Source organism: Streptomyces sp. GL_148, assembly GCF_057834205.1.
Window position 1 is genome coordinate 4,464,819 of the sequence record NZ_CM174396.1, and the last position, 19,143, is coordinate 4,483,961.

Genomic DNA, 19,143 nt, shown 5'->3' on the forward strand with positions numbered 1-19,143 from the left:
GATGAGGTGGGGTTTCGATGAACGCGCCGTACGAAGGTGACCGTGCGCAGGGCACTGGCGGGCCCGCGCCCTCCCAGGGCACTGCCCCCGGCGCCCCGGTGCCGGGACAGGTTCCCGCGCCCGCACCAGCGCCGGACCACGACCCCTATGTCCAGGACGCCTACGCCTACGACCCGTACCGGGCGCAGGACCTGTCCGCCCAAGACCCGGTGGCAGAGGTCCTGTACGACCGGGCCTCGCACCCCCCGCCACCGCCCGGCACCTTCCAGGAGCCCGGTCCGCTCTACGCGGCCCCGCCGGCCCCCTCGTACGCCCCGGACCCCCGGGTATGGGCCCAGACCCCGCCGCCCGAGCCGGACGGCCCGTCACGGCACTTGCCCTACGGCGACCACGCCACGACGACGCAGTTCGTGGGCGTGGACTCCCTCGTGACCAAGGCCGCCGACCAGGACCCCCGTCCCGACGCCTTCGCCCACCTCTACCGGGACCAGGACGCGGCGCCCCGCACCCCGGCCGAGGACGCGCCCGTGGCCGCGCCGGCACCGAGCAAGCCCGCCGGACGCGCCTCGAGTCTGCTCAAGTCCAGCGCCCTGATGGCCGCCGGCACCATCGTCTCCCGCATCACCGGCTTCATGCGGACCCTGGTGATCGCCGGAGCGATCGGCGTCGCCACCCTCAACGACAGCTACCAGGTCGCCAACACCCTGCCGACGATGATCTACGTCCTGGTCGGCGGCGGCGCCCTCAACGCCGTCTTCATCCCGCAGTTGGTGCGCGCGATGAAGAACGACGAGGACGGGGGAGAGGCGTACGCCAACCGGCTGCTGACCCTCGTCATGGTCCTGCTGGGCGCCGTCACCGTGGTCTGTGTGCTCGCGGCCCCGCTGTTCATCGGCATGATGTCGCAGACGATCGCCGACGACCCGCAGCGGCTGGACGTCGCCGTCGCCTTCGCCCACTACTGCCTGCCCACCATGTTCTTCATGGGTGTGCACGTGGTCCTCGGTCAGATCCTCAACGCCCGCGGCCGGTTCGGCGCGATGATGTGGACCCCGGTCCTCAACAACATCGTCGTCATCGCCACCTTCGGCGCTTTCATCTGGGCCTTCGGCGGCTTCACCACCACGGGGGTCACCGAGGCCGGCATCACTCCCGAGGGCGTCCGGCTGCTGGGCCTGGGCACCCTGCTCGGCCTCGTCGTCCAGTCCCTGGCGATGCTTCCCTACCTGCGCGACGCCGGCTTCAAGCCGCGCCTGCGGTTCGACTGGAAGGGCCACGGCCTCGGCAAGGCCGCCGGCCTGGCCAAGTGGACGTTCTTCTTCGTCCTCGCCAACCAGATCGGCCTCATCGTCGTCACCCAGTTCGCCACCTGGGCGGGCGAGCTGGCCGACAAGCAGGGCCACGGCGGTACCGGCATCACCGGCTACAACTACGCCCTGCTGCTCTGGCAGATGCCGCAGGCCATCATCACCGTCTCCGTCATGACCGCCGTCCTGCCGCGCATTTCCCGGTCCGCCCACGACGGCGACGCCGCCGCGGTCCGTGACGACATCTCCTACGGACTGCGCACCTCCGCCGTCGCGATCGTGCCCTGCGCCTTCGCGTTCCTCGCCCTGGGCGTCCCGATGGCCGGCCTGCTCTACGCCGGTTCCGGCGCGGAGAGCGCCCAGAACATCGGTTTCATCCTGATGGCCTTCGGCCTCGGACTGATCCCGTACTCCGTCCAGTACGTGGTCCTGCGCGGCTTCTACGCCTACGAGGACACCCGGACGCCCTTCTACAACACGGTCATCGTGGCCGCCGTCAACGCGGGCATGTCAGCCGTCGCCTTCTTCATGCTCCCCGCCCGCTGGGCCGTCGTCGGCATGGCCGCCGCCTACGGCCTCGGCTACGCCGTGGGTGTCGGTGTCGCCTGGCGCCGACTGCGCACCCGCCTGGGCGGAGACCTCGACGGGGCGCACGTGATGCGCACTTACACCCGGCTCATCGGCGCCTGCGTCCCGGCCGCGGCCGTGGCCGGCGCCGTCGCCTACGCCGTCCTGCACTTCATCGGCAGCGGAGCACTCGGTTCCCTCACCGCCCTGGTGGCCGGCGGCATCTCCCTGGCGGCGGTGTTCCTCGTCGCCGCCAAGCGGATGCGCATCGAAGAACTCAACGCCATGGTCGGGATGGTCCGCGGACGCCTGGGACGCTGATGCGTACAACCATCCTGCTCCCTGGCGTGTCGTGCAGATCGGTGGACTGTGGGCACAATTGGCATGGCTTCGCAGACTGGCCGACAGCGCGCAACGGATGGGGAGGCGGGGACGACGGTGGCGGAACGTAGCACGGCTGCCGTCGACGTGGCCGACAACGGCGGCGACGAGCCGCTGGCCGCAGAGACGGCCCAGGCCACGGCCGACGGGGTGGACACCGAGAACGGACAAGCCGCGGACGGAACCATGCCCGAGAAGGACGGCGATCGCAGGAACGCGGCACCCGCTGCCGCGCCCGAGCTGCACAGCGGCCACAAGCTGGCCAGACGCTACCGGCTCGAAGAGTGCGTCACCCGTCTGGACGGATTCAGCAGCTGGCGTGCGATGGACGAGAAACTGCGCCGGGCCGTGGGCGTCCACCTGCTGCCCGCCGACCACGCGCGGGCCCGCGCCGTCCTGGCCGCCGCCCGCTCCTCGGCCCTGCTCGGCGACCCCCGGTTCGTCCAGGTCCTGGACGCCGTGGAGGAGAACGACCTCGTCTACGTCGTCCACGAGTGGCTCCCCGACGCCACGGAGCTCACCGCGGTCCTCGCCGCCGGCCCCATGGAGCCGCACGAGGCCTACCAGCTCGTCAGCCAGGTCTCCCAGGCCATGGCCGCCGCGCACCGCGAGGGCCTGGCGCACCTGCGGCTGACCCCCAGCGCGATACTGCGCACCTCCTCGGGCCAGTACCGCATCCGCGGCCTCGCCGTGAACGCCGCCCTGCGCGGCATCACCAGCGAGACCCCGCAGCGCTCGGACACCGAGGCCATCGGCGCCCTCCTGTACGCCGCGCTGACCCAGCGCTGGCCGTACGAGAACGACGCCTACGGCCTCACCGGCCTGCCCAAGGGCGTCGGCCTGATCGCCCCCGACCAGGTCCGCGCGGGCGTGCACCGCGGTCTGGGCGAGCTGGCCATGCGTGCCCTCGCCAACGACGGGGCCACCGCATCGCGGCAGGAACCCGCCTGCACCACCCCGGAAGAGCTCTCCAAGGCCGTGGCCGCGATGCCCCGCATCCGGCCGCCGGAGCCCACCTTCACAGCGCCTCCGGAGTACCAGCACACCACCTACCAGCAGGGCAGCTACGGCAGGCCCCAGGGCCCCGGCATGCCCACCGCGCAGGTCCTCACCGTCGTTCCTCCGCCGCCGCCCCTGCAGAGCCGTACCGGCCGCGTCCTCAAGTGGGGCGTAGCGGCCCTGCTGATCGCCGCCCTCGGACTGGGCAGCTGGCAGCTCGCCGACACCCTGCTCAACCGGAGCAACCAGGGCAGCACCAGCGGCAGCCAGACCACGCATGAGACGGCCGACGACGTCCCGGAGAAGAAGGAGCCCACGCTCCTCTCCATCAAGGGCGCCCAGGAGTACTTTCCCGACGGCTTGGCCCAGGACCCCACCAACGTGGGAAACACCTTCGACGGCGACGCCACCACCTACTGGCGCACCAAGAGCTACCGCGAGGGCCCCGCGATGAAGACGGACTACAAAGCCGGCGTCGGCATCGTCTACGATCTCGGCTCCGAGCAAGCGGTCAACGGCGCTTCGATAGCGTTGAAGTACGCCGGCAGCCACACGAACGTCACGCTCTACGCGGCCAACTCCATGTCCTCGTCGACCCCGGTCGGCTCCATGAAGAGGATCGCGACCAGCTCCACGTCGGACAGCACGCTCAAGGCGACCACTGACTCCCCGGTCACCACGCGCTACGTCCTCGTCTGGATCACGGCGATGCCGGCGGCGGGCGCCGACACGTACAGCGGGCCGGGCTTCAAGCAAGCCATCACGGACGTGAAGTTCACGGGCTGACGGACAGCAGGGGAGGGGGCCGGCGTTGAACGAAGCCACGCCCAGCGGCCGCAGCGACCAGGAACTCCTGTCGCTGCACGCCGCCGGAGACCCGGACGCCTTCGGTGAGCTCGTACGCCGGCACCGTGACCGGCTGTGGGCCGTGGCCCTGCGCACCCTCGGCGACCGGGAGGAAGCCGCCGACGCCGTGCAGGACGCCCTCGTCTCCGCCTACCGGGCCGCACACACCTTCCGCGGCGAATCCGCCGTCACGACCTGGCTCCACCGCATCACCGTGAACGCCTGTCTGGACCGGGCCCGCAAGGCCGCCTCCCGCAGGACGTCCCCCCTCGACGACACGGACCGCCTGGAGCGCCTCCTGGAGCCCCACGAGTCCGCCGAGGCGCCCGCGGAGCGCCAGGACCTCCACCGGCAGCTGCTGGCGGCCCTGAGCACCCTCCCGGCCGATCAGCGGGCCGCTCTGGTCCTCGTCGACATGCAGGGCTACCCCGTCGCCGAGGCCGCCCGCATCCTCGACGTCCCCGTCGGCACCGTGAAGAGCCGGTGCGCACGCGGCAGGGCGAAACTCGTCCCGCTCCTCACTCATCTGCGCACGCATACCGGGGATAACACCGACACCGAGCGGGGAAGGAACCGGACACCGGGGACAACCGTCCCACCGACGGCAGACCGCGGGGATCCGGCCCCGGATCCCAACGCAGTGAAGGGCGGAGGTGGACGAGCGTGAACCCCACAACCGGCGCGACCGGCACGATCGGGCACCCTGACGTCTCGGAGATCTCCGAGCTGGCGGAAGGCCTCCTCTCCCCGTCCCGCACGGTGGAGGTCCGCAGCCATCTCGGCGACTGCCCCCTGTGCGCGGACGTCCGTGCCTCCCTGGAGGAGATCCGGTCCCTCCTCGGCACCCTGCCCGGGCCGGCCCGGATGCCCGTCGACATCTCCGGCCGGATCGACGCGGCCCTCGCCGCCGAAGCACTCCTCGACGCCACCACCCCGCACGGCAAGTCCGGGCCCGGCCACCCGGACCAGCCGGCCGTACGGGTCGCCGACGCCGATGTTTCACGTGAAACCGCCCCCGCACCGCTCGGTGAGACCAGCGCCCTGCGGCCCTCCGGTCACCCGACCGGCCCAACCGGCCCCGGACGGCGTCGCGCACGCCGCCGGATCGCTCTCGCGGGCGGACTGCTCGCGGCGTGCGCCGCCGGCGTCCTGGTGGCCGGCCTGATGTCCGGCGACCGCCCCGCGCAGGACATGTCCGCGCGGAGCGAGGCATCCGCCGCCCAGCCCAGGTCCGCCGTGCCCGAGTACACCGCCCAGGGGCTCCCCGCCACGGTGCGCGAGCTCCTCGCGTCCGGCGGCCCGGGGGACAAGGCCGCGGGGGAGGGGAACAACACCTTCGGAGTGGACAACAGCCCTCCGGCCGAACCTAGCCCCGCCCCAGCCGATGGCCGGGCGCTGCAGGCACCCGCCTGCGTGCAGGAAGCCACCGGCCGCACCGAGACCCCCCTGGGCTTCGAACCCGGCACCTACGAGGGCAAGGACGTCTTCCTCATCGTCCTGCCCCACCCCGGCGACCCCACCGTCGTCGACGCCTATCTCGTCGGCTCCGCCTGCGTCACCGACCCCACGGCCGTTCCCGGAAAGCCCCTGCTCACCCGCACCTACCCGAGGAGCTGAGCGGCCGGAAAGCCCGGGGGGACAACTCGGGAATGCAGGCGCCGTAGGATCCGTTGGGTGGGGTGAGAGTCCACACCGGCCCCCCGGTAGGCAGCAGGCAGTCCGCAGAGACGAGGAATCAACCCGTGAGCGACGTACGAAACGTGATCATCATCGGCTCCGGGCCGGCCGGTTACACCGCCGCCCTGTACACCGCACGCGCTTCGCTCAAGCCCCTGGTCTTCGAAGGCGCCGTCACCGCCGGTGGCGCCCTGATGAACACCACCGAGGTCGAGAACTTCCCCGGCTTCCAGGACGGCATCATGGGGCCGGACCTCATGGACAACATGCGTGGCCAGGCCGAGCGCTTCGGCGCCGAGCTGATTCCGGACGACGTCATCTCCGTGGACCTCACCGGTGAGATCAAGACCGTCACCGACACCGCCGGCACCGTGCACCGCGCCAAGGCCGTGATCGTGACCACCGGTTCCCAGCACCGCAAGCTCGGCCTGCCGAACGAGGACGCCCTCTCCGGACGCGGCGTCTCCTGGTGCGCGACCTGCGACGGGTTCTTCTTCAAGGAGCACGACATCGCCGTGGTCGGCGGCGGTGACACCGCGATCGAGGAAGCCACCTTCCTCTCCCGGTTCGCCAAGTCCGTCACGATCGTCCACCGCCGCGACTCCCTGCGCGCCTCCAAGGCCATGCAGGACCGCGCCTTCGCCGACCCGAAGATCAAGTTCGCGTGGGACAGCGAGGTCGCGGAGATCCACGGCGAGCAGAAGCTCACCGGCCTCACCCTGCGCAACACCAAGACGGGTGAGACCTCCGAACTGCCCGTGACCGGCCTCTTCATCGCCGTCGGCCACGACCCGCGCACCGAGCTGTTCAAGGACCAGCTCGACCTCGACGCGGAGGGCTACCTCAAGGTCGACGCCCCCTCGACCCGCACCAGCCTCACCGGTGTGTTCGGCGCGGGCGACGTGGTCGACCACACCTACCGTCAGGCCATCACCGCCGCGGGCACCGGTTGCTCCGCGGCCCTCGACGCCGAGCGCTTCCTCGCCGCCCTCGCGGACGCCGAGAAGGCGCACGCAGCGGTCTGACACCCTCAAGCAACACCACACCCCACTCCCCGCAGGAAAAGAAGGAGGCCGCTGTGGCCGGCACCCTCAAGACCGTCACCGACGCAAGCTTCGATGACGACGTCCTCAAGAGCGACAAGCCCGTCCTGGTGGACTTCTGGGCCGCCTGGTGCGGTCCGTGCCGCCAGATCGCTCCGTCCCTCGAGGCCATCGCCTCCGAGTACGGTGACGAGATCGAGATCGTCAAGCTCAACATCGACGAGAACCCGGAAACGGCGGCCAAGTACGGCGTCATGTCCATCCCGACGCTGAACGTCTACCAGGGCGGCGAGGTCGTCAAGACCATCGTCGGCGCCAAGCCGAAGGCCGCCATCCTGCGCGACCTCGACGCCTTCGTCACCATCAAGGCCTGACGCACCCGCGTCCGAGACCGGACGCGATCGCGTGACACGGGGCCGTCCCCTGCCAGGGCGGCCCCGTCCGCATGTCAGGCGCGTACGGGAACAGGCTGCTCCCGTCTCACAGCGGACGCAGCGCCGGTTCCTTCCGGGCCGCGCCCAGCAGCCGGTCCAGGGCCAGTTCCACGTCTTCCTTCCACGACAGCGTGGAGCGCAGCTCCAACCGCAGCCGGGGACGCGTCGGATGCGGGCGCACCGTCTTGAAGCCCACCGCCAGCAGATGGTCCGCCGGCAGCAGACAGGCCGGACCCTCCCACCGGGCATCGCCGAACGCCTCGATCGCCCGGAACCCCCTGCGCAGCAGATCCTTCGCCACCGTCTGCACCATCACCCGCCCCAGCCCCTGGCCCTGGTACCCCGGCATGATCCACGAGGTGATGAGCTGTACGGCGTCCGGGGACACCGGGCTGGTCGGGAACGCGGTCGCACGCGGCACGTACGCCGGCGGCGCGTACAGAACGAACCCCACGGGAACCTCGTCCACGTAGACCACCCGTCCGCACGAGCCCCACTCCAGGAGGACGGCGGAGATCCACGCCTCCTTCTCCTCGGCAGGGTTCCCCGCCTTCACGGCGGCATCGCCGCTGACGGGGTCCAGCTCCCAGAAGACACAGGACCGGCAACGCCGGGGCAGGTCTTGGAGGTTGTCCAGCGTGAGCGGTACCAGCCGACGACCCATGACCGCATCGTATCCACAGCGCGAATCACCCGAAACCGCAACAAGGCAAAGGGGGCGGGCCGCACCGGTTCACACCGGCACGAACCGCCCCCAGGCTGTGGGTTACTCCCCGGCAGCGCCCTGGTCCAGCACCCTGCCCTCGCCCGGCGCCAGAGTGCCCAGAATCCGCTCCAGGTCCTCCATCGACGCGAACTCGACGGTGATCTTGCCCTTCTTCTGGCCGAGATCCACCTTCACCCGCGTCTCGAACCGGTCCGACAACCGCGTCGCCAGCTCACTGAGCGCCGGGGCGACCCGGGCACCCGCCCGCGGGCCCTTCGGCTTCACCGCGCTCGGCGACTCCGAGCCCATCAGCGCCACGATCTCCTCGACCGCGCGCACCGAAAGGCCCTCGGCCACGATCCGCTGGGCCAGCCGGTCCTGCTCCTCGGAGCTGTCCACCGAGAGCAGTGCCCGCGCGTGCCCCGCCGACAGCACACCCGCCGCCACCCGCCGCTGCACGGGCGCAGACAGCTTCAACAGCCGCAGCGTGTTCGAGACCTGAGGACGCGAACGTCCGATCCGGTCCGCGAGCTGGTCATGCGTGCAGTTGAAGTCCTGGAGCAGCTGGTCGTACGCGGCTGCCTCCTCCAGCGGGTTCAGCTGAGCCCGGTGCAGGTTCTCCAGCAGCGCGTCCAGCAGCAGCTTCTCGTCGTCCGTGGCACGGATGATCGCCGGGATGCGCTCCAGGCCGGCCTCCCGGCACGCCCGCCAGCGCCGCTCGCCCATGATCAGCTCATAGCGACCGGGCCCGGACTGACGCACCACCACCGGCTGGAGCAGGCCCACCTCCTGGATGGAGGACACCAGCTCGGCCAGCGCGTCCTGGTCGAACACCTCTCGAGGCTGGCGCGGGTTCGGCGTGATGGAGTCCATCGGGAGCTCCGCGAACGTCGCCCCCGCCACCTCGCCGGCCTCCGGGCCCACAGCGGGCTCCGGTTCGCGCACAGACTCGATCGCCGGTGATGTTTCACGTGAAACATCAGCCTGCGCCAGCGAAGCCAGCTTCGCCGCCGCGACACCCCGCTCCGAAGGCAGCAGCGGAACCGCCGACGGAGACGTCGACCCGGCACCGATCACCGGCGGCACCTTCTCCTGGGGAGCAGCGGGAATCAGCGCGCCGAGCCCCCGCCCCAGACCCCTACGTCGCTCACTCACTGGATCCCCTCCGCCATGCTTTGCGTGTTGTTCATGCCCGCAGCACCCTGATGGGGATGCTGGGGGTCGTACTGGAATCCGGCCCCGCGCAGCGCGATCTCCCGCGCCGCCTCCAGGTAGGAGAGGGAACCGCTGGAACCCGGATCGTAAGTCAGCACCGTCTGCCCGTAGCTCGGAGCCTCGGAGATGCGGACCGACCGCGGGATGCTCGTGCGCAGCACCTCCTTGCCGAAGTGGGTGCGCACCTCCTCCGCCACCTGCGAGGCCAGCCGGGTCCTGCCGTCGTACATCGTCAGCAGGATCGTGGACACGTGCAGCGTCGGGTTCAGGTGCGCCCGCACCAGGTCCACGTTGCGCAGCAGCTGACCGAGCCCCTCCAGCGCGTAGTACTCGCACTGGATCGGGATCAGCACCTCCGCGCCCGCGACCAGGGCGTTCACCGTCAGCAGGCCCAGCGAGGGCGGGCAGTCGATCAGGATGTAGTCGAGCGGCTGCTCGTACGCCTGAATGGCCCGCTGGAGACGGCTCTCCCGTGCCACCAGGGACACCAGCTCGATCTCGGCACCCGCCAGGTCGATCGTGGCCGGCGCGCAGAAGAGCCCCTCCACGTCGGCCACCGGCTGGACGACCTCCATCAGCGGGCGGCTGTCCACGAGCACGTCGTAGATGGACGGCACGTCCGCGTGGTGGTCGATGCCCAGCGCCGTCGAGGCGTTGCCCTGCGGGTCGAGGTCGACCACCAGGACCCGCGCACCGTGCAGGGCCAGGGATGCGGCCAGGTTCACGGTCGACGTGGTCTTGCCCACGCCGCCCTTCTGGTTGGCCACCACCATGATCCGGGTCTTCGGGGGCCTGGGCAGGCCCTCGCCCGCACGTCCGAGGGCCTCGACCGCGATCTGGGCGGCACGGCCGATGGGCGTGTCTTCGTTGTCCACTAGGGGCGGGGCCGATGTTTCACGTGAAACATCGTCGCCCGGGAATTCAGAGCGGGGACCGGGGACCGGATCGGCCATCGGCCCCGCAAGGTTGGCGTCTGACCGCACGGTGTCACTCTCCTCGGCATCAGGCTCGCGATGAACAGAGCCTGCCATGTCACCGGGGCTGCGAACCAGCGGGGCCCGTACTCCTGTGGATGAATCCACCGATGTGGACAACTCCGTCCCCCCTTCACCCTTGCGGAGACGGGGGGACGTGGCCGCACGACCGCGGCTGATGATTCCGTGCAGCAGAGAGCGACGTTTCACGTGAAACACGATGCCCGGACGGAGTCATCCGGCCGCTACGACACTCCGAAATCCATACCTATAGGGCTCAACACCCCTGCGATACGCCTGCGAGCGCTGCCCGGCAGGGGCTCAGCGACGCCTGCGCGTACGGCTCGTACGGGCGGCCTTGGCCCGCTTCGCCGCGAACCGCACCCCGCCCGGGCTTTCCCCGACCTCGACCCGCACCACGGTGGAGAGCGGGTCCACGATCCCCTCGCCGACGTGCAGCACCGAGGTCTTCACCACACCGAGCTTGGTCAGCGCGGCCTTCGCCGCCACCAGCTCCTCCTCGGCGGTGTCGCCCTTCAGCGCCAGCATCTCGCCGTAGGGGCGCAGCAGGGGCACGCCCCATCCGGCGAGCCGGTCCAGCGGAGCCACCGCGCGCGCCGTCACCACGTGCACCGGCTGGAGCTTGCCGAGGACTTCCTCGGCCCGCCCGCGCACGACCGTCACGTGGTCGAGCCCCAGCAGCTCCACGACTTCCTGGAGGAAGTTCGTACGGCGCAGCAGCGGCTCCAGCAGGGTGATCTTCAGGTCCCTGCGCACCAGGGCCAGCGGAATGCCGGGGAGGCCGGCACCCGAACCCACGTCGCACACGGTGACGTTTTCAGGCACCACTTCGGAGAGCACGGCGCAGTTCAGCAGGTGCCTCTCCCAGAGCCGCGGCACCTCGCGCGGCCCGATCAGGCCCCGCTTGACACCCGCGTCCGCCAGCAGCTCCGCGTACCGCACAGCTTCCGGGAAATGCTCACCGAACACCGCACGCGCCTCTTCGGGTGCCTGGGGTGCTTCTTCGGGCATCGGGGGAAGCTCAGCTGCCTCCGTCACGGGGACCGTCCTTCCGTACCGCATGGTTGTGGCCGTGCCGTCCCGCGGGCCACGTCGTCACTGCCAGGCTGACAAAGATCGGCCCCGCCTGCGAGACAGACGGGGCCGGACACTCAAGCTTCCGGTCAGGCCGGAAGCACGACGACGAAGCGCTGCGGCTCCTCGCCCTCGGACTCGCTCCGCAGACCGGCGGCCGCCACGGCGTCGTGGACGACCTTCCGCTCGAAGGGGGTCATCGGGTCCAGCTTCAGGGGCTCGCCGGACGACTTCACGTCCTCCGCGGCCTTGGCGCCCAGAGCCGTCAGCTCCTCGCGCTTCTTCGCCCGGAAGCCGCCGATGTCCAGCATCAGCCGGCTGCGGTCCCCGGTCTCGCGGTGCACGGCGAGACGGGTCAGCTCCTGCAGAGCCTCCAGCACCTCGCCGTCACGGCCCACGAGCTTCTGCAGGTCGCGCGCGGATTCGCTGACGATGGAGACAGAGGCGCGGTCCGCCTCGACGTCCATGTCGATGTCGCCGTCCAGGTCGGCGATGTCCAGCAGACCCTCAAGGTAGTCGGCCGCGATCTCACCCTCCTGCTCGAGGCGGGTCAGGGTGTCGCCACTCTCAGCGGCGGCGGTGGTGGTGCCTTCCGTCACGGGAGGGACTCCTTCTTACTTCTTGGGAGCGGGCTTGCTGGGGGGCGTCTGACGCTGCGACTTCGACTGCCGCTTGGGCTGCTGCCGCTTCTGGGCACCACCGCTTCCGGCCGCGTCGGCGTCGACGGTCGCCTCGACGCTCTTCGTCACGGAGCCGTCCGCCTGCGCGGCCAGGCCCTGCTTGGTCAGAGCGGAGATGAACTTGCGTTCGTTGTCGTTGCGGTCCGGGCCCTTGGCCACGATCGCCGCGACGATCTTCTTCTTGCCCCGGCCCTTGAGCTCGCCGTGCGCACCGATCTGCTTCACCAGACGCGTCAGGTACTGGTCCTGGGCCAGGCTGCCCGGGGTGGGGTTCCGGCTGATGACGAACATCTGCTGGCCCATGGTCCACAGGTTCGTGGTCAGCCAGTAGACGAGGACACCGACGGGGAAGTTGATGCCCATGACCGCGAAGATCAGGGGGAAGACGTACATCAGCATCTTCTGCTGCTGCATGAACGGCGTCTTGACCGAAAGGTCGACGTTCTTCTGCATCAGCTGGCGCTGCGTGTAGAACTGCGACAGCGACATCATGATGATCATGACGGCGGTGACGATGCGCACGTCGGTGATCGAGGCGCCCAGGGCCTCGACCTTCTCGGCGCTGTCCATGAACTTGGATGCCAGCGGAGCGCCGAAGATGTGCGCCTTACGCGCGCTCTCCAGCAGCGGGCCGTCGATCTCGCCGATCGTCTTGCCGCTGGCGATGCTCGAGAGCACGCTGTAGAGCGCGAAGAAGAACGGGGACTGCGCCAGGATGGGAAGGCACGAGGAGAGCGGGTTGGTACCCGTCTCCTTGTACAGCTTCATCATCTCTTCGGACTGGCGCTGCTTGTCGTTCTTGTAGCGCTCCTGGATCGCCTTCATCTTCGGCTGGATCGCCTGCATGCCGCGCGTCGCCTTGATCTGCTTCACGAAGAGCGGGATCAGACAGATGCGGATCAAGATCACCAGGGACACGATGGACAGGCCCCAGGCCCAACCACTGTCCACGCCGAACATGGCGCCGTACACCTTGTGGAACTGAACGATGATCCACGAGACGGGCGTGGTAATAAAGCTGAACAGATTGGCAATCGTGTCCACTAATCAGGCTCCTTGAGCATTGCGAGATCTACGCAACGCACTGCGCAGCTGCTCGTGCCAACGCGGGCGTTTCCGGGGTGGGACGTGGTCCACGCCACCCGGGGACCACGGATTGCACCGCAGGATCCGCCAGGCGGTCAGAGCCGTCCCCTTCACCGCACCATGCCGGTCGATGGCCGTGTACCCGTAGTGCGAGCACGAGGGGTAGTAGCGGCACACCGGCCCGAGCAGCGGACTGATCGTCCACTGGTACAGCTTGATCAATGCGAGCAGCGGGTACTTCATCGAGCCACGCCTCCCAGGAGCCGCAGCAATGCGGCATCGAGGTCCCGGGCCAGCTCGTCGAGACCGGCATCACCCGCTCCGGGCAGAGCCCGTACCACCATCAGGCTACCTTCGGGCAGCTGAGACAGCCGCTCGCGGACGAGATGGCGCAAACGGCGCTTGACCCGGTTGCGTACGACGGCGATGCCGACAGCTTTGCTGACGACGAAACCCGCACGCGTCGAGGGATCGATCTCCCCCGACTCGTGCGGGTCCGTTGCACCGCTTGTACGTAGGTGGACGACGAGGAGCGGGCGACCGGCCCGGCGACCTCGACGTACCGCGCTCGCGAAGTCCTCGCGCCGCCTCAGCCGATTTTCGGGAGACAGCACGACGTCACGATCCGCCCGTCAGTTACGCGGAGAGTTCGGCGCGGCCCTTGCCACGACGGTTCGCGAGGATGGCGCGGCCGGCACGGGTACGCATCCGGAGACGGAAGCCGTGGGTCTTGGCACGACGGCGGTTGTTCGGCTGGAAGGTGCGCTTGCTCACTCGGGGGCTCCAGAGAATAAATCGTTATGGCGGGACATCGCTCGCCTGGCTGTCACCGTGCGCCCACGAGGAGAAATCTCGCGTTACGCCCGAGTGGCACCGCAAAACGATCACAATCAGTGATCTTCGCCCATCGGTAGGCAGGCGGCAGCAGCCATCGACAACTCGACCTCGTTACGGTACGCGCGGCTACGCCATCCGGTCAAACCGAGCCGGCGGTGCCCCACACTGTGCACAGGCTGTGGACAACGACTTGAACCGTACCCGCTGGCCTGACTACCGTTGCCTGACCCCGGATTTTTTGTCCCGACCGTCCCAAAGAACCACACATTCGTGGGACCCCCTCTGAGAGAGCGTGCTCTGTGGCTGACGTACCTGCCGATCTTGCCGCAGTGTGGCCAAGGGTGCTCGAAAAGCTCCTCGGGGAGGGACAGAACAGCATCGAGCCCAAGGACAAGCAGTGGGTCGAGCGCTGTCAGCCCCTGGCCCTGGTGGCGGACACCGCCCTGCTCGCCGTCCCCAACGAGTACGGCAAGCGCGTCCTCGAGGGCCGGCTCGCCCCGCTCATCAGCGACGCCCTCAGCCGTGAATGCGGCCGCCCCATCCGGATCGCCATCACCGTCGACGACTCGGCGGGCGAGCCCTCGCCCCCGGCCCCGTCCTCGTCTTCCTCCCGCGACGGCTACGAACCGTACGGCGGCCAGCGCCCGGGCGGGCACACCGGACCCATGGGTCATACGGGCCCCGCCGACGACCAGCTCCCCAGCGCCCGCCCCGCCTACCCGGACTACCAGCAGCAGCGCTCCGAGCCCGGCGCCTGGCCCCGCGGCGGCCAGCAGGACGACTACGGCTGGCAGCAGCCCCGCCTCGGCGGCTTCCCCGAGCGCGACCCGTACGCCTCCCCGCAGCCGGGCTACATGCAGCAGCCCGAGCCCTCCTCCTACGACCAGGGCTCCTACGAACAGCAGAAGTACGAGCAGCAGCAGTACGAGGGCCAGCAGCGCTCCTCCCGCCAGTACGAGCAACAGCAGTACGAGCAGCAGTCCGCCCCGCGCCCGGCGCCCAGCCGGCCCGCGCCCTCGGCGCCGTCCGGCGGTTCCACCTCGGGGCCGCTGGAGCCGACCGCCCGGCTGAACCCCAAGTACCTCTTCGACACCTTCGTCATCGGCGCCTCCAACCGCTTCGCGCACGCCGCCGCGGTGGCCGTCGCCGAGGCGCCGGCGAAGGCGTACAACCCCCTCTTCATCTATGGGGAGTCGGGCCTCGGCAAGACACACCTGCTGCACGCCATCGGGCACTACGCGCGGAGCCTCTACCCCGGCACCCGGGTGCGGTACGTGAGCTCCGAGGAGTTCACCAACGAGTTCATCAACTCGATCCGCGACGGCAAGGGCGACGCGTTCCGCAAGCGCTACCGCGAGATGGACATCCTGCTCGTCGACGACATCCAGTTCCTGGCGAGCAAGGAGTCGACACAGGAGGAGTTCTTCCACACCTTCAACACGCTCCACAACGCCAACAAGCAGATCGTCCTCTCCTCCGACCGGCCGCCCAAGCAGCTCGCCACCCTGGAGGACCGGCTCCGCAACCGCTTCGAGTGGGGCCTGATCACCGACGTCCAGCCGCCCGAGCTGGAGACCCGCATCGCGATCCTGCGCAAGAAGGCCGTCCAGGAGCAGCTCAACGCCCCGCCGGAGGTGCTGGAGTTCATCGCCTCCCGCATCTCGCGCAACATCCGCGAGCTGGAGGGGGCGCTGATCCGGGTCACGGCCTTCGCGAGCCTGAACCGGCAGCCGGTCGACCTGGGCCTGACCGAGGACGTACTGAAGAACCTGATCCCGGGCGGCGAGGACAGCTCGCCCGAGATCACCGCCACCGACATCATGGCGGCCACCGCCGACTACTTCGGGCTGACCGTGGACGACCTGTGCGGCTCCTCGCGCAGCCGGGTCCTGGTCACCGCCCGGCAGATCTCCATGTACCTGTGCCGGGAGCTCACCGACCTCTCGCTGCCCAAGATCGGGGCGCAGTTCGGCGGCCGCGACCACACCACCGTCATGCACGCGGACCGCAAGATCCGCGCTCTGATGGCGGAACGCCGGTCCATCTACAACCAGGTGACCGAGCTCACCAACCGCATCAAGAACGGCTGACGCCGGCTCTGTGGACGTGCCGTACGGGCGCCGCCGAGCCCTTCCAAACGCTTTAAGAGGGCGCTTCCGGGTCAGTTCGGGGGCGCCCTTCTTCATGCGTGCGCCCCTGGGCTGTTCGAATACGCCCCCTGGGAGGCAAGTCATCCACAGATTGGGCGACTTTCTTCCGTCCACACCCTGGGGACGGGCCGCGCTGCCCACAAGACTGTCCACAGGGCCCTGGTGTGAGGCACCATCAGGGCTGGTCAGACCCCTGTGGAATTGTGCGCAACGACTATCCACAGGCTGTGGACGAAATATTCGTCCACAGGTCTGTCCACCGCGTTGTCCACCGGCGATCCACAGCTTCCCGGGTGCTGTGCACAGGATCAGACGACTTCCCCACACCGTTGTCCACTGTTCGGCAACGAGGAACCCCCCGTCACCGCCCCGAGTGAAAGCGGTCACACCGAAGTCGACGTTTGGGCTGTGGAGTACTCGGGAAAACCTGGGGACGCACCTGTGGAGTAGTGAGGGTCATCTGGGGATGGCCTGTGCAGAACTTTTCGTTCTCCACAGAGACACCTGGTTGTCCACCGGTGTCACCCACAGGGTGTGGGGATAAAAAACACGGGGTGACCTGCAAAAACACTGTTATCCACCGTTTCCACAGGCCCTACTACTACCCCCATAGAGAGTTAGCCCGGTTTCGGTTTTCAAGCAGGTCCTGTGCACAACTCGGTGGATCGCCCTCCCCGACACCTCGCTCCCGACTTGACCGCCGGCAGCGACGACTGTCGGCGCCGTACGTCAGACTGGTCCCCGGCATCGGTCGAGGCATCGACGAGCCGACGACGAAGGCCGGCAGACGAGCGAGCAACAGCAGGAGGCGGTTTCCGGTGAAGATCCGGGTGGAGCGCGACGTACTCGCGGAGGCGGTGGCCTGGGCTGCTCGTAGCCTCCCGGCCCGGCCGCCGGTGCCCGTTCTCGCGGGCCTGCTGCTGAAGGCCGAGGAGGGCAAGCTGTCCCTCTCCGGCTTCGACTACGAGGTCTCGGCCCGGGTCTCCGTCGAGGCGGACGTCGAGGAGGACGGCACCGTCCTGGTCTCCGGCCGGCTGCTCGCCGACATCTGCCGGGCCCTGCCCAACCGCCCGGTGGAGATTTCCACAGACGGTGTACGGGCGACCGTGGTCTGCGGCTCCTCGCGATTCACACTCCACACCCTGCCTGTGGAGGAATACCCGGCGCTGCCGACGATGCCCACCGCGACCGGCACCGTGCCCGGCGAGGTCTTCGCCTCCGCCGCCGCCCAGGTCGCCATCGCCGCCGGCCGTGACGACACGCTGCCCGTGCTGACCGGTGTCCGCATCGAGATCGAGGGCGACAAGGTCACCCTGGCCTCCACCGACCGCTACCGCTTCGCGGTCCGCGAGTTCCTGTGGAAGCCCGAGGACCCCGAGGCCTCGGCCGTGGCCCTGGTGCCCGCCAAGACCCTCCTGGACACCGCCAAGTCGCTCACCAGCGGCGACACGGTCACCATCGCGCTGTCGGGCTCCGGCCAGGGCGAGGGACTCATCGGCTTCGAGGGCGCCGGCCGGCGCACCACCACCCGCCTCCTCGAGGGCGACCTGCCGAAGTACCGCACGCTCTTCCCGACGGAGTTCAACTCCATCGCCGTGATCGAGACCGCCCCGTTCGTCGAGGCCGTCAAGCGCGTGGCCCTCGTCGCCGAGCGCAACACCCCGGTCCGCCTCAGCTTCGAGCAGGGCGTGCTGATCCTGGAGGCCGGCTCCTCCGACGACGCACAGGCTGTGGAGCGCGTCGACGCGAAGCTGGAGGGCGACGACATCTCGATCGCCTTCAACCCGACCTTCCTGCTGGACGGCCTGAGCGCGATCGACTCGCCGGCCGCGCAGCTGAGCTTCACCACGTCCACCAAGCCGGCGCTGCTCAGCGGCCGCCCCGCGGTCGACGCAGAGGCCGACGAGGCGTACAAGTACCTGATCATGCCGGTCCGCCTCTCCGGCTGAGCCCGGACACGACGCGGCAAGCCCCTCGGGCCCGTCCCCGCTCCCCGCGGGACCGGGCCCGAGGGCGTTCCGCCTCCCGCCCGCGAAGCCCCGTAGCGGCTCCACAGGGGCCCCGGCGGCCGCGCAGGAGCCTGTACGGAGCCTCGTGCGCGGCCCGCCGCCTTCCTCGGCGCCGACACCCGCAGTGCCCGTGGCGCCGGGCGGCACGGCCCGGCGTAGGCTCGGCACGGGGGGGATGTCCCCGGGCGCCGGGGGCACCCCGGCACAGACGGCCACAACGCTTAAGGAACCACCTGATGGAGCTTGGTCTCGTCGGTCTCGGCAAGATGGGCGGCAACATGCGCGAGCGCATCCGCCGCGCCGGCCACACCGTCATCGGATACGACCGCAACCCGGACCTCGCCGATGTCCACAGCCTGTCGGAACTTGTGGACAGCCTGCAGGCCCCCCGCGTGGTGTGGGTCATGGTCCCGGCCGGCGCGGCGACCCAGTCCACCGTGGACGAGCTCGCGGGCCTGCTCTCGCCCGGCGACATCGTCGTGGACGGCGGCAACTCCCGCTGGACCGACGACGAGAAGCACGGCGCCGAGCTGGCCGCCAAGGGCATCGGCTTCGTGGACTGCGGAGTCTCGGGCGGCGTCTGGGGCCTGGAGAACGGCTACGCGCTGATGTACGGCGGCGACAAGGAGCACGTCGCGGCCGTACAGCCCGTCTTCGACGCCCTCAAGCCCGAGGGTGAGTTCGGCGCCGTGCACGCCGGCAAGATCGGTGCCGGCCACTTCGCGAAGATGGTCCACAACGGCATCGAGTACGCCATGATGCAGGCCTACGCCGAGGGCTGGGAGCTCCTGGAGAAGGTCGACTCGGTCACCGACGTCCGCGAGGTGTTCCGGTCCTGGCAGGAGGGCACGGTCATCCGTTCCTGGCTGCTGGACCTGGCCGTGAACGCGCTGGACGAGGACGAGCACCTGCAGCAGCTGCGCGGCTTCGCGCAGGACTCCGGCGAGGGCCGCTGGACGGTCGAGGCCGCGATCGACAACGCCGTGCCGCTGCCCGCGATCACGGCCTCGCTCTTCGCGCGCTTCGCGTCCCGCCAGGACGACTCCCCGCAGATGAAGATGATCGCCGCGCTGCGCAACCAGTTCGGCGGCCACGCGGTCGAGAAGAAGTAATCCACAACCGCTCCACAGGTCCACA

The 19,143-nt window shown here is 69.6% G+C and carries 18 protein-coding genes and 1 pseudogene; 10 read left to right on the top strand and 9 right to left on the bottom strand.

Annotated features, from left to right (window positions below; translation table 11 throughout):
- The first annotated feature begins 17 nt into the window (after positions 1 to 17).
- The 6 genes from murJ to trxA all read left to right on the top strand — a co-directional run bounded on the left by murJ (position 18) and on the right by trxA (position 7,194).
- Positions 18 to 2,195 carry a murein biosynthesis integral membrane protein MurJ gene (gene murJ / locus AC3IYI_RS20565; protein ID WP_489405150.1) on the top strand — a complete coding sequence of 726 codons (2,178 nt, stop codon included), beginning with the start codon at positions 18 to 20 and terminating at the stop codon, positions 2,193 to 2,195.
- Positions 2,196 to 2,312: 117 nt separating this feature from the next.
- Positions 2,313 to 4,040 carry a protein kinase family protein gene (locus AC3IYI_RS20570; RefSeq protein WP_489405151.1) on the top strand — a complete coding sequence of 576 codons (1,728 nt, stop codon included), beginning with the start codon at positions 2,313 to 2,315 and terminating at the stop codon, positions 4,038 to 4,040.
- Between the two features lie 25 nt (positions 4,041 to 4,065).
- Entirely contained in the window at positions 4,066 to 4,767 is a 702-nt protein-coding gene (sigM, locus tag AC3IYI_RS20575; protein ID WP_489405152.1) for an RNA polymerase sigma factor SigM, read from the top strand.
- A complete protein-coding gene (locus AC3IYI_RS20580; protein ID WP_489405153.1) occupies positions 4,764 to 5,717 on the top strand; it encodes an anti-sigma factor family protein in 954 nt (317 codons plus the stop codon). The genes sigM and AC3IYI_RS20580 overlap by 4 nt, the downstream gene beginning before the upstream one ends.
- Before the next feature lie 125 nt (positions 5,718 to 5,842).
- A complete protein-coding gene (gene trxB / locus AC3IYI_RS20585; protein ID WP_489405154.1) occupies positions 5,843 to 6,802 on the top strand; it encodes a thioredoxin-disulfide reductase in 960 nt (319 codons plus the stop codon).
- A gap of 53 nt (positions 6,803 to 6,855) precedes the next feature.
- Positions 6,856 to 7,194, top strand: a complete 339-nt coding sequence (trxA, locus tag AC3IYI_RS20590) for a thioredoxin (RefSeq protein ID WP_243331126.1) — start codon at positions 6,856 to 6,858, stop codon at positions 7,192 to 7,194.
- 106 nt (positions 7,195 to 7,300) lie between these two features.
- Here the strand turns inward: trxA and AC3IYI_RS20595 are convergent, their stop codons facing one another.
- The 9 genes from AC3IYI_RS20595 to rpmH form a co-directional block, all read right to left on the bottom strand.
- Positions 7,301 to 7,918, bottom strand: a complete 618-nt coding sequence (locus tag AC3IYI_RS20595; RefSeq protein WP_489405155.1) for a GNAT family N-acetyltransferase — start codon at positions 7,916 to 7,918, stop codon at positions 7,301 to 7,303.
- Between the two features lie 102 nt (positions 7,919 to 8,020).
- A complete protein-coding gene (locus AC3IYI_RS20600) occupies positions 8,021 to 9,115 on the bottom strand; it encodes a ParB/RepB/Spo0J family partition protein (RefSeq protein WP_489405156.1) in 1,095 nt (364 codons plus the stop codon).
- On the bottom strand, positions 9,112 to 10,206 hold the full coding sequence (locus tag AC3IYI_RS20605) for a ParA family protein (protein ID WP_489405157.1): 1,095 nt from the start codon (positions 10,204 to 10,206) through the stop codon (positions 9,112 to 9,114). The genes AC3IYI_RS20600 and AC3IYI_RS20605 overlap by 4 nt, the downstream gene beginning before the upstream one ends.
- A 264-nt stretch (positions 10,207 to 10,470) precedes the next feature.
- A complete protein-coding gene (gene rsmG / locus AC3IYI_RS20610) occupies positions 10,471 to 11,181 on the bottom strand; it encodes a 16S rRNA (guanine(527)-N(7))-methyltransferase RsmG (protein WP_489405158.1) in 711 nt (236 codons plus the stop codon).
- A gap of 152 nt (positions 11,182 to 11,333) precedes the next feature.
- On the bottom strand, positions 11,334 to 11,843 hold the full coding sequence (locus AC3IYI_RS20615) for a Jag family protein (protein ID WP_385368553.1): 510 nt from the start codon (positions 11,841 to 11,843) through the stop codon (positions 11,334 to 11,336).
- A gap of 15 nt (positions 11,844 to 11,858) precedes the next feature.
- A complete protein-coding gene (gene yidC / locus AC3IYI_RS20620) occupies positions 11,859 to 12,968 on the bottom strand; it encodes a membrane protein insertase YidC (protein ID WP_489405159.1) in 1,110 nt (369 codons plus the stop codon).
- A 3-nt stretch (positions 12,969 to 12,971) separates the two neighbouring features.
- Complete coding sequence (yidD, locus tag AC3IYI_RS20625; RefSeq protein WP_076043740.1) at positions 12,972 to 13,253, bottom strand: membrane protein insertion efficiency factor YidD; 282 nt, start codon at positions 13,251 to 13,253, stop codon at positions 12,972 to 12,974.
- Entirely contained in the window at positions 13,250 to 13,624 is a 375-nt protein-coding gene (gene rnpA / locus AC3IYI_RS20630; protein WP_382748376.1) for a ribonuclease P protein component, read from the bottom strand. The genes yidD and rnpA overlap by 4 nt, the downstream gene beginning before the upstream one ends.
- A gap of 22 nt (positions 13,625 to 13,646) precedes the next feature.
- Positions 13,647 to 13,784 (bottom strand): 50S ribosomal protein L34, encoded by a 138-nt coding sequence (gene rpmH, locus AC3IYI_RS20635; RefSeq protein WP_100597229.1) that lies wholly within the window; start codon positions 13,782 to 13,784, stop codon positions 13,647 to 13,649.
- A gap of 362 nt (positions 13,785 to 14,146) precedes the next feature.
- On the opposite strand from rpmH, the pseudogene dnaA (AC3IYI_RS20640) reads away from it, so the two are divergent.
- From dnaA (AC3IYI_RS20640) to gnd, 4 genes and pseudogenes are all read left to right on the top strand, one after another.
- Positions 14,147 to 14,660, top strand: a pseudogene (gene dnaA, locus AC3IYI_RS20640) (chromosomal replication initiator protein DnaA); the annotation flags it as partial.
- 41 nt (positions 14,661 to 14,701) lie between these two features.
- Complete coding sequence (gene dnaA, locus AC3IYI_RS20645; protein ID WP_489411602.1) at positions 14,702 to 15,937, top strand: chromosomal replication initiator protein DnaA; 1,236 nt, start codon at positions 14,702 to 14,704, stop codon at positions 15,935 to 15,937.
- An 878-nt stretch (positions 15,938 to 16,815) separates the two neighbouring features.
- Positions 16,816 to 17,946 (top strand): DNA polymerase III subunit beta, encoded by a 1,131-nt coding sequence (gene dnaN / locus AC3IYI_RS20650; RefSeq protein WP_489405160.1) that lies wholly within the window; start codon positions 16,816 to 16,818, stop codon positions 17,944 to 17,946.
- A gap of 296 nt (positions 17,947 to 18,242) precedes the next feature.
- Positions 18,243 to 19,118 (top strand): phosphogluconate dehydrogenase (NAD(+)-dependent, decarboxylating), encoded by an 876-nt coding sequence (gene gnd, locus AC3IYI_RS20655; protein ID WP_243331108.1) that lies wholly within the window; start codon positions 18,243 to 18,245, stop codon positions 19,116 to 19,118.
- Positions 19,119 to 19,143 lie beyond the last annotated feature (25 nt).

Coding starts and splice junctions, on each gene's coding strand:
- murJ (WP_489405150.1), top strand. CDS start 18: ATGAACGCGCCGTACGAAGGTGACCGTGCGCAGGGCACTGGCGGGCCC.
- AC3IYI_RS20595 (WP_489405155.1), bottom strand. CDS start 7,918: ATGGGTCGTCGGCTGGTACCGCTCACGCTGGACAACCTCCAAGACCTG.
- AC3IYI_RS20605 (WP_489405157.1), bottom strand. CDS start 10,206: ATGGCAGGCTCTGTTCATCGCGAGCCTGATGCCGAGGAGAGTGACACC.
- rsmG (WP_489405158.1), bottom strand. CDS start 11,181: ATGCCCGAAGAAGCACCCCAGGCACCCGAAGAGGCGCGTGCGGTGTTC.
- yidD (WP_076043740.1), bottom strand. CDS start 13,253: ATGAAGTACCCGCTGCTCGCATTGATCAAGCTGTACCAGTGGACGATC.
- dnaA (WP_489411602.1), top strand. CDS start 14,702: ATGCAGCAGCCCGAGCCCTCCTCCTACGACCAGGGCTCCTACGAACAG.
- gnd (WP_243331108.1), top strand. CDS start 18,243: ATGGAGCTTGGTCTCGTCGGTCTCGGCAAGATGGGCGGCAACATGCGC.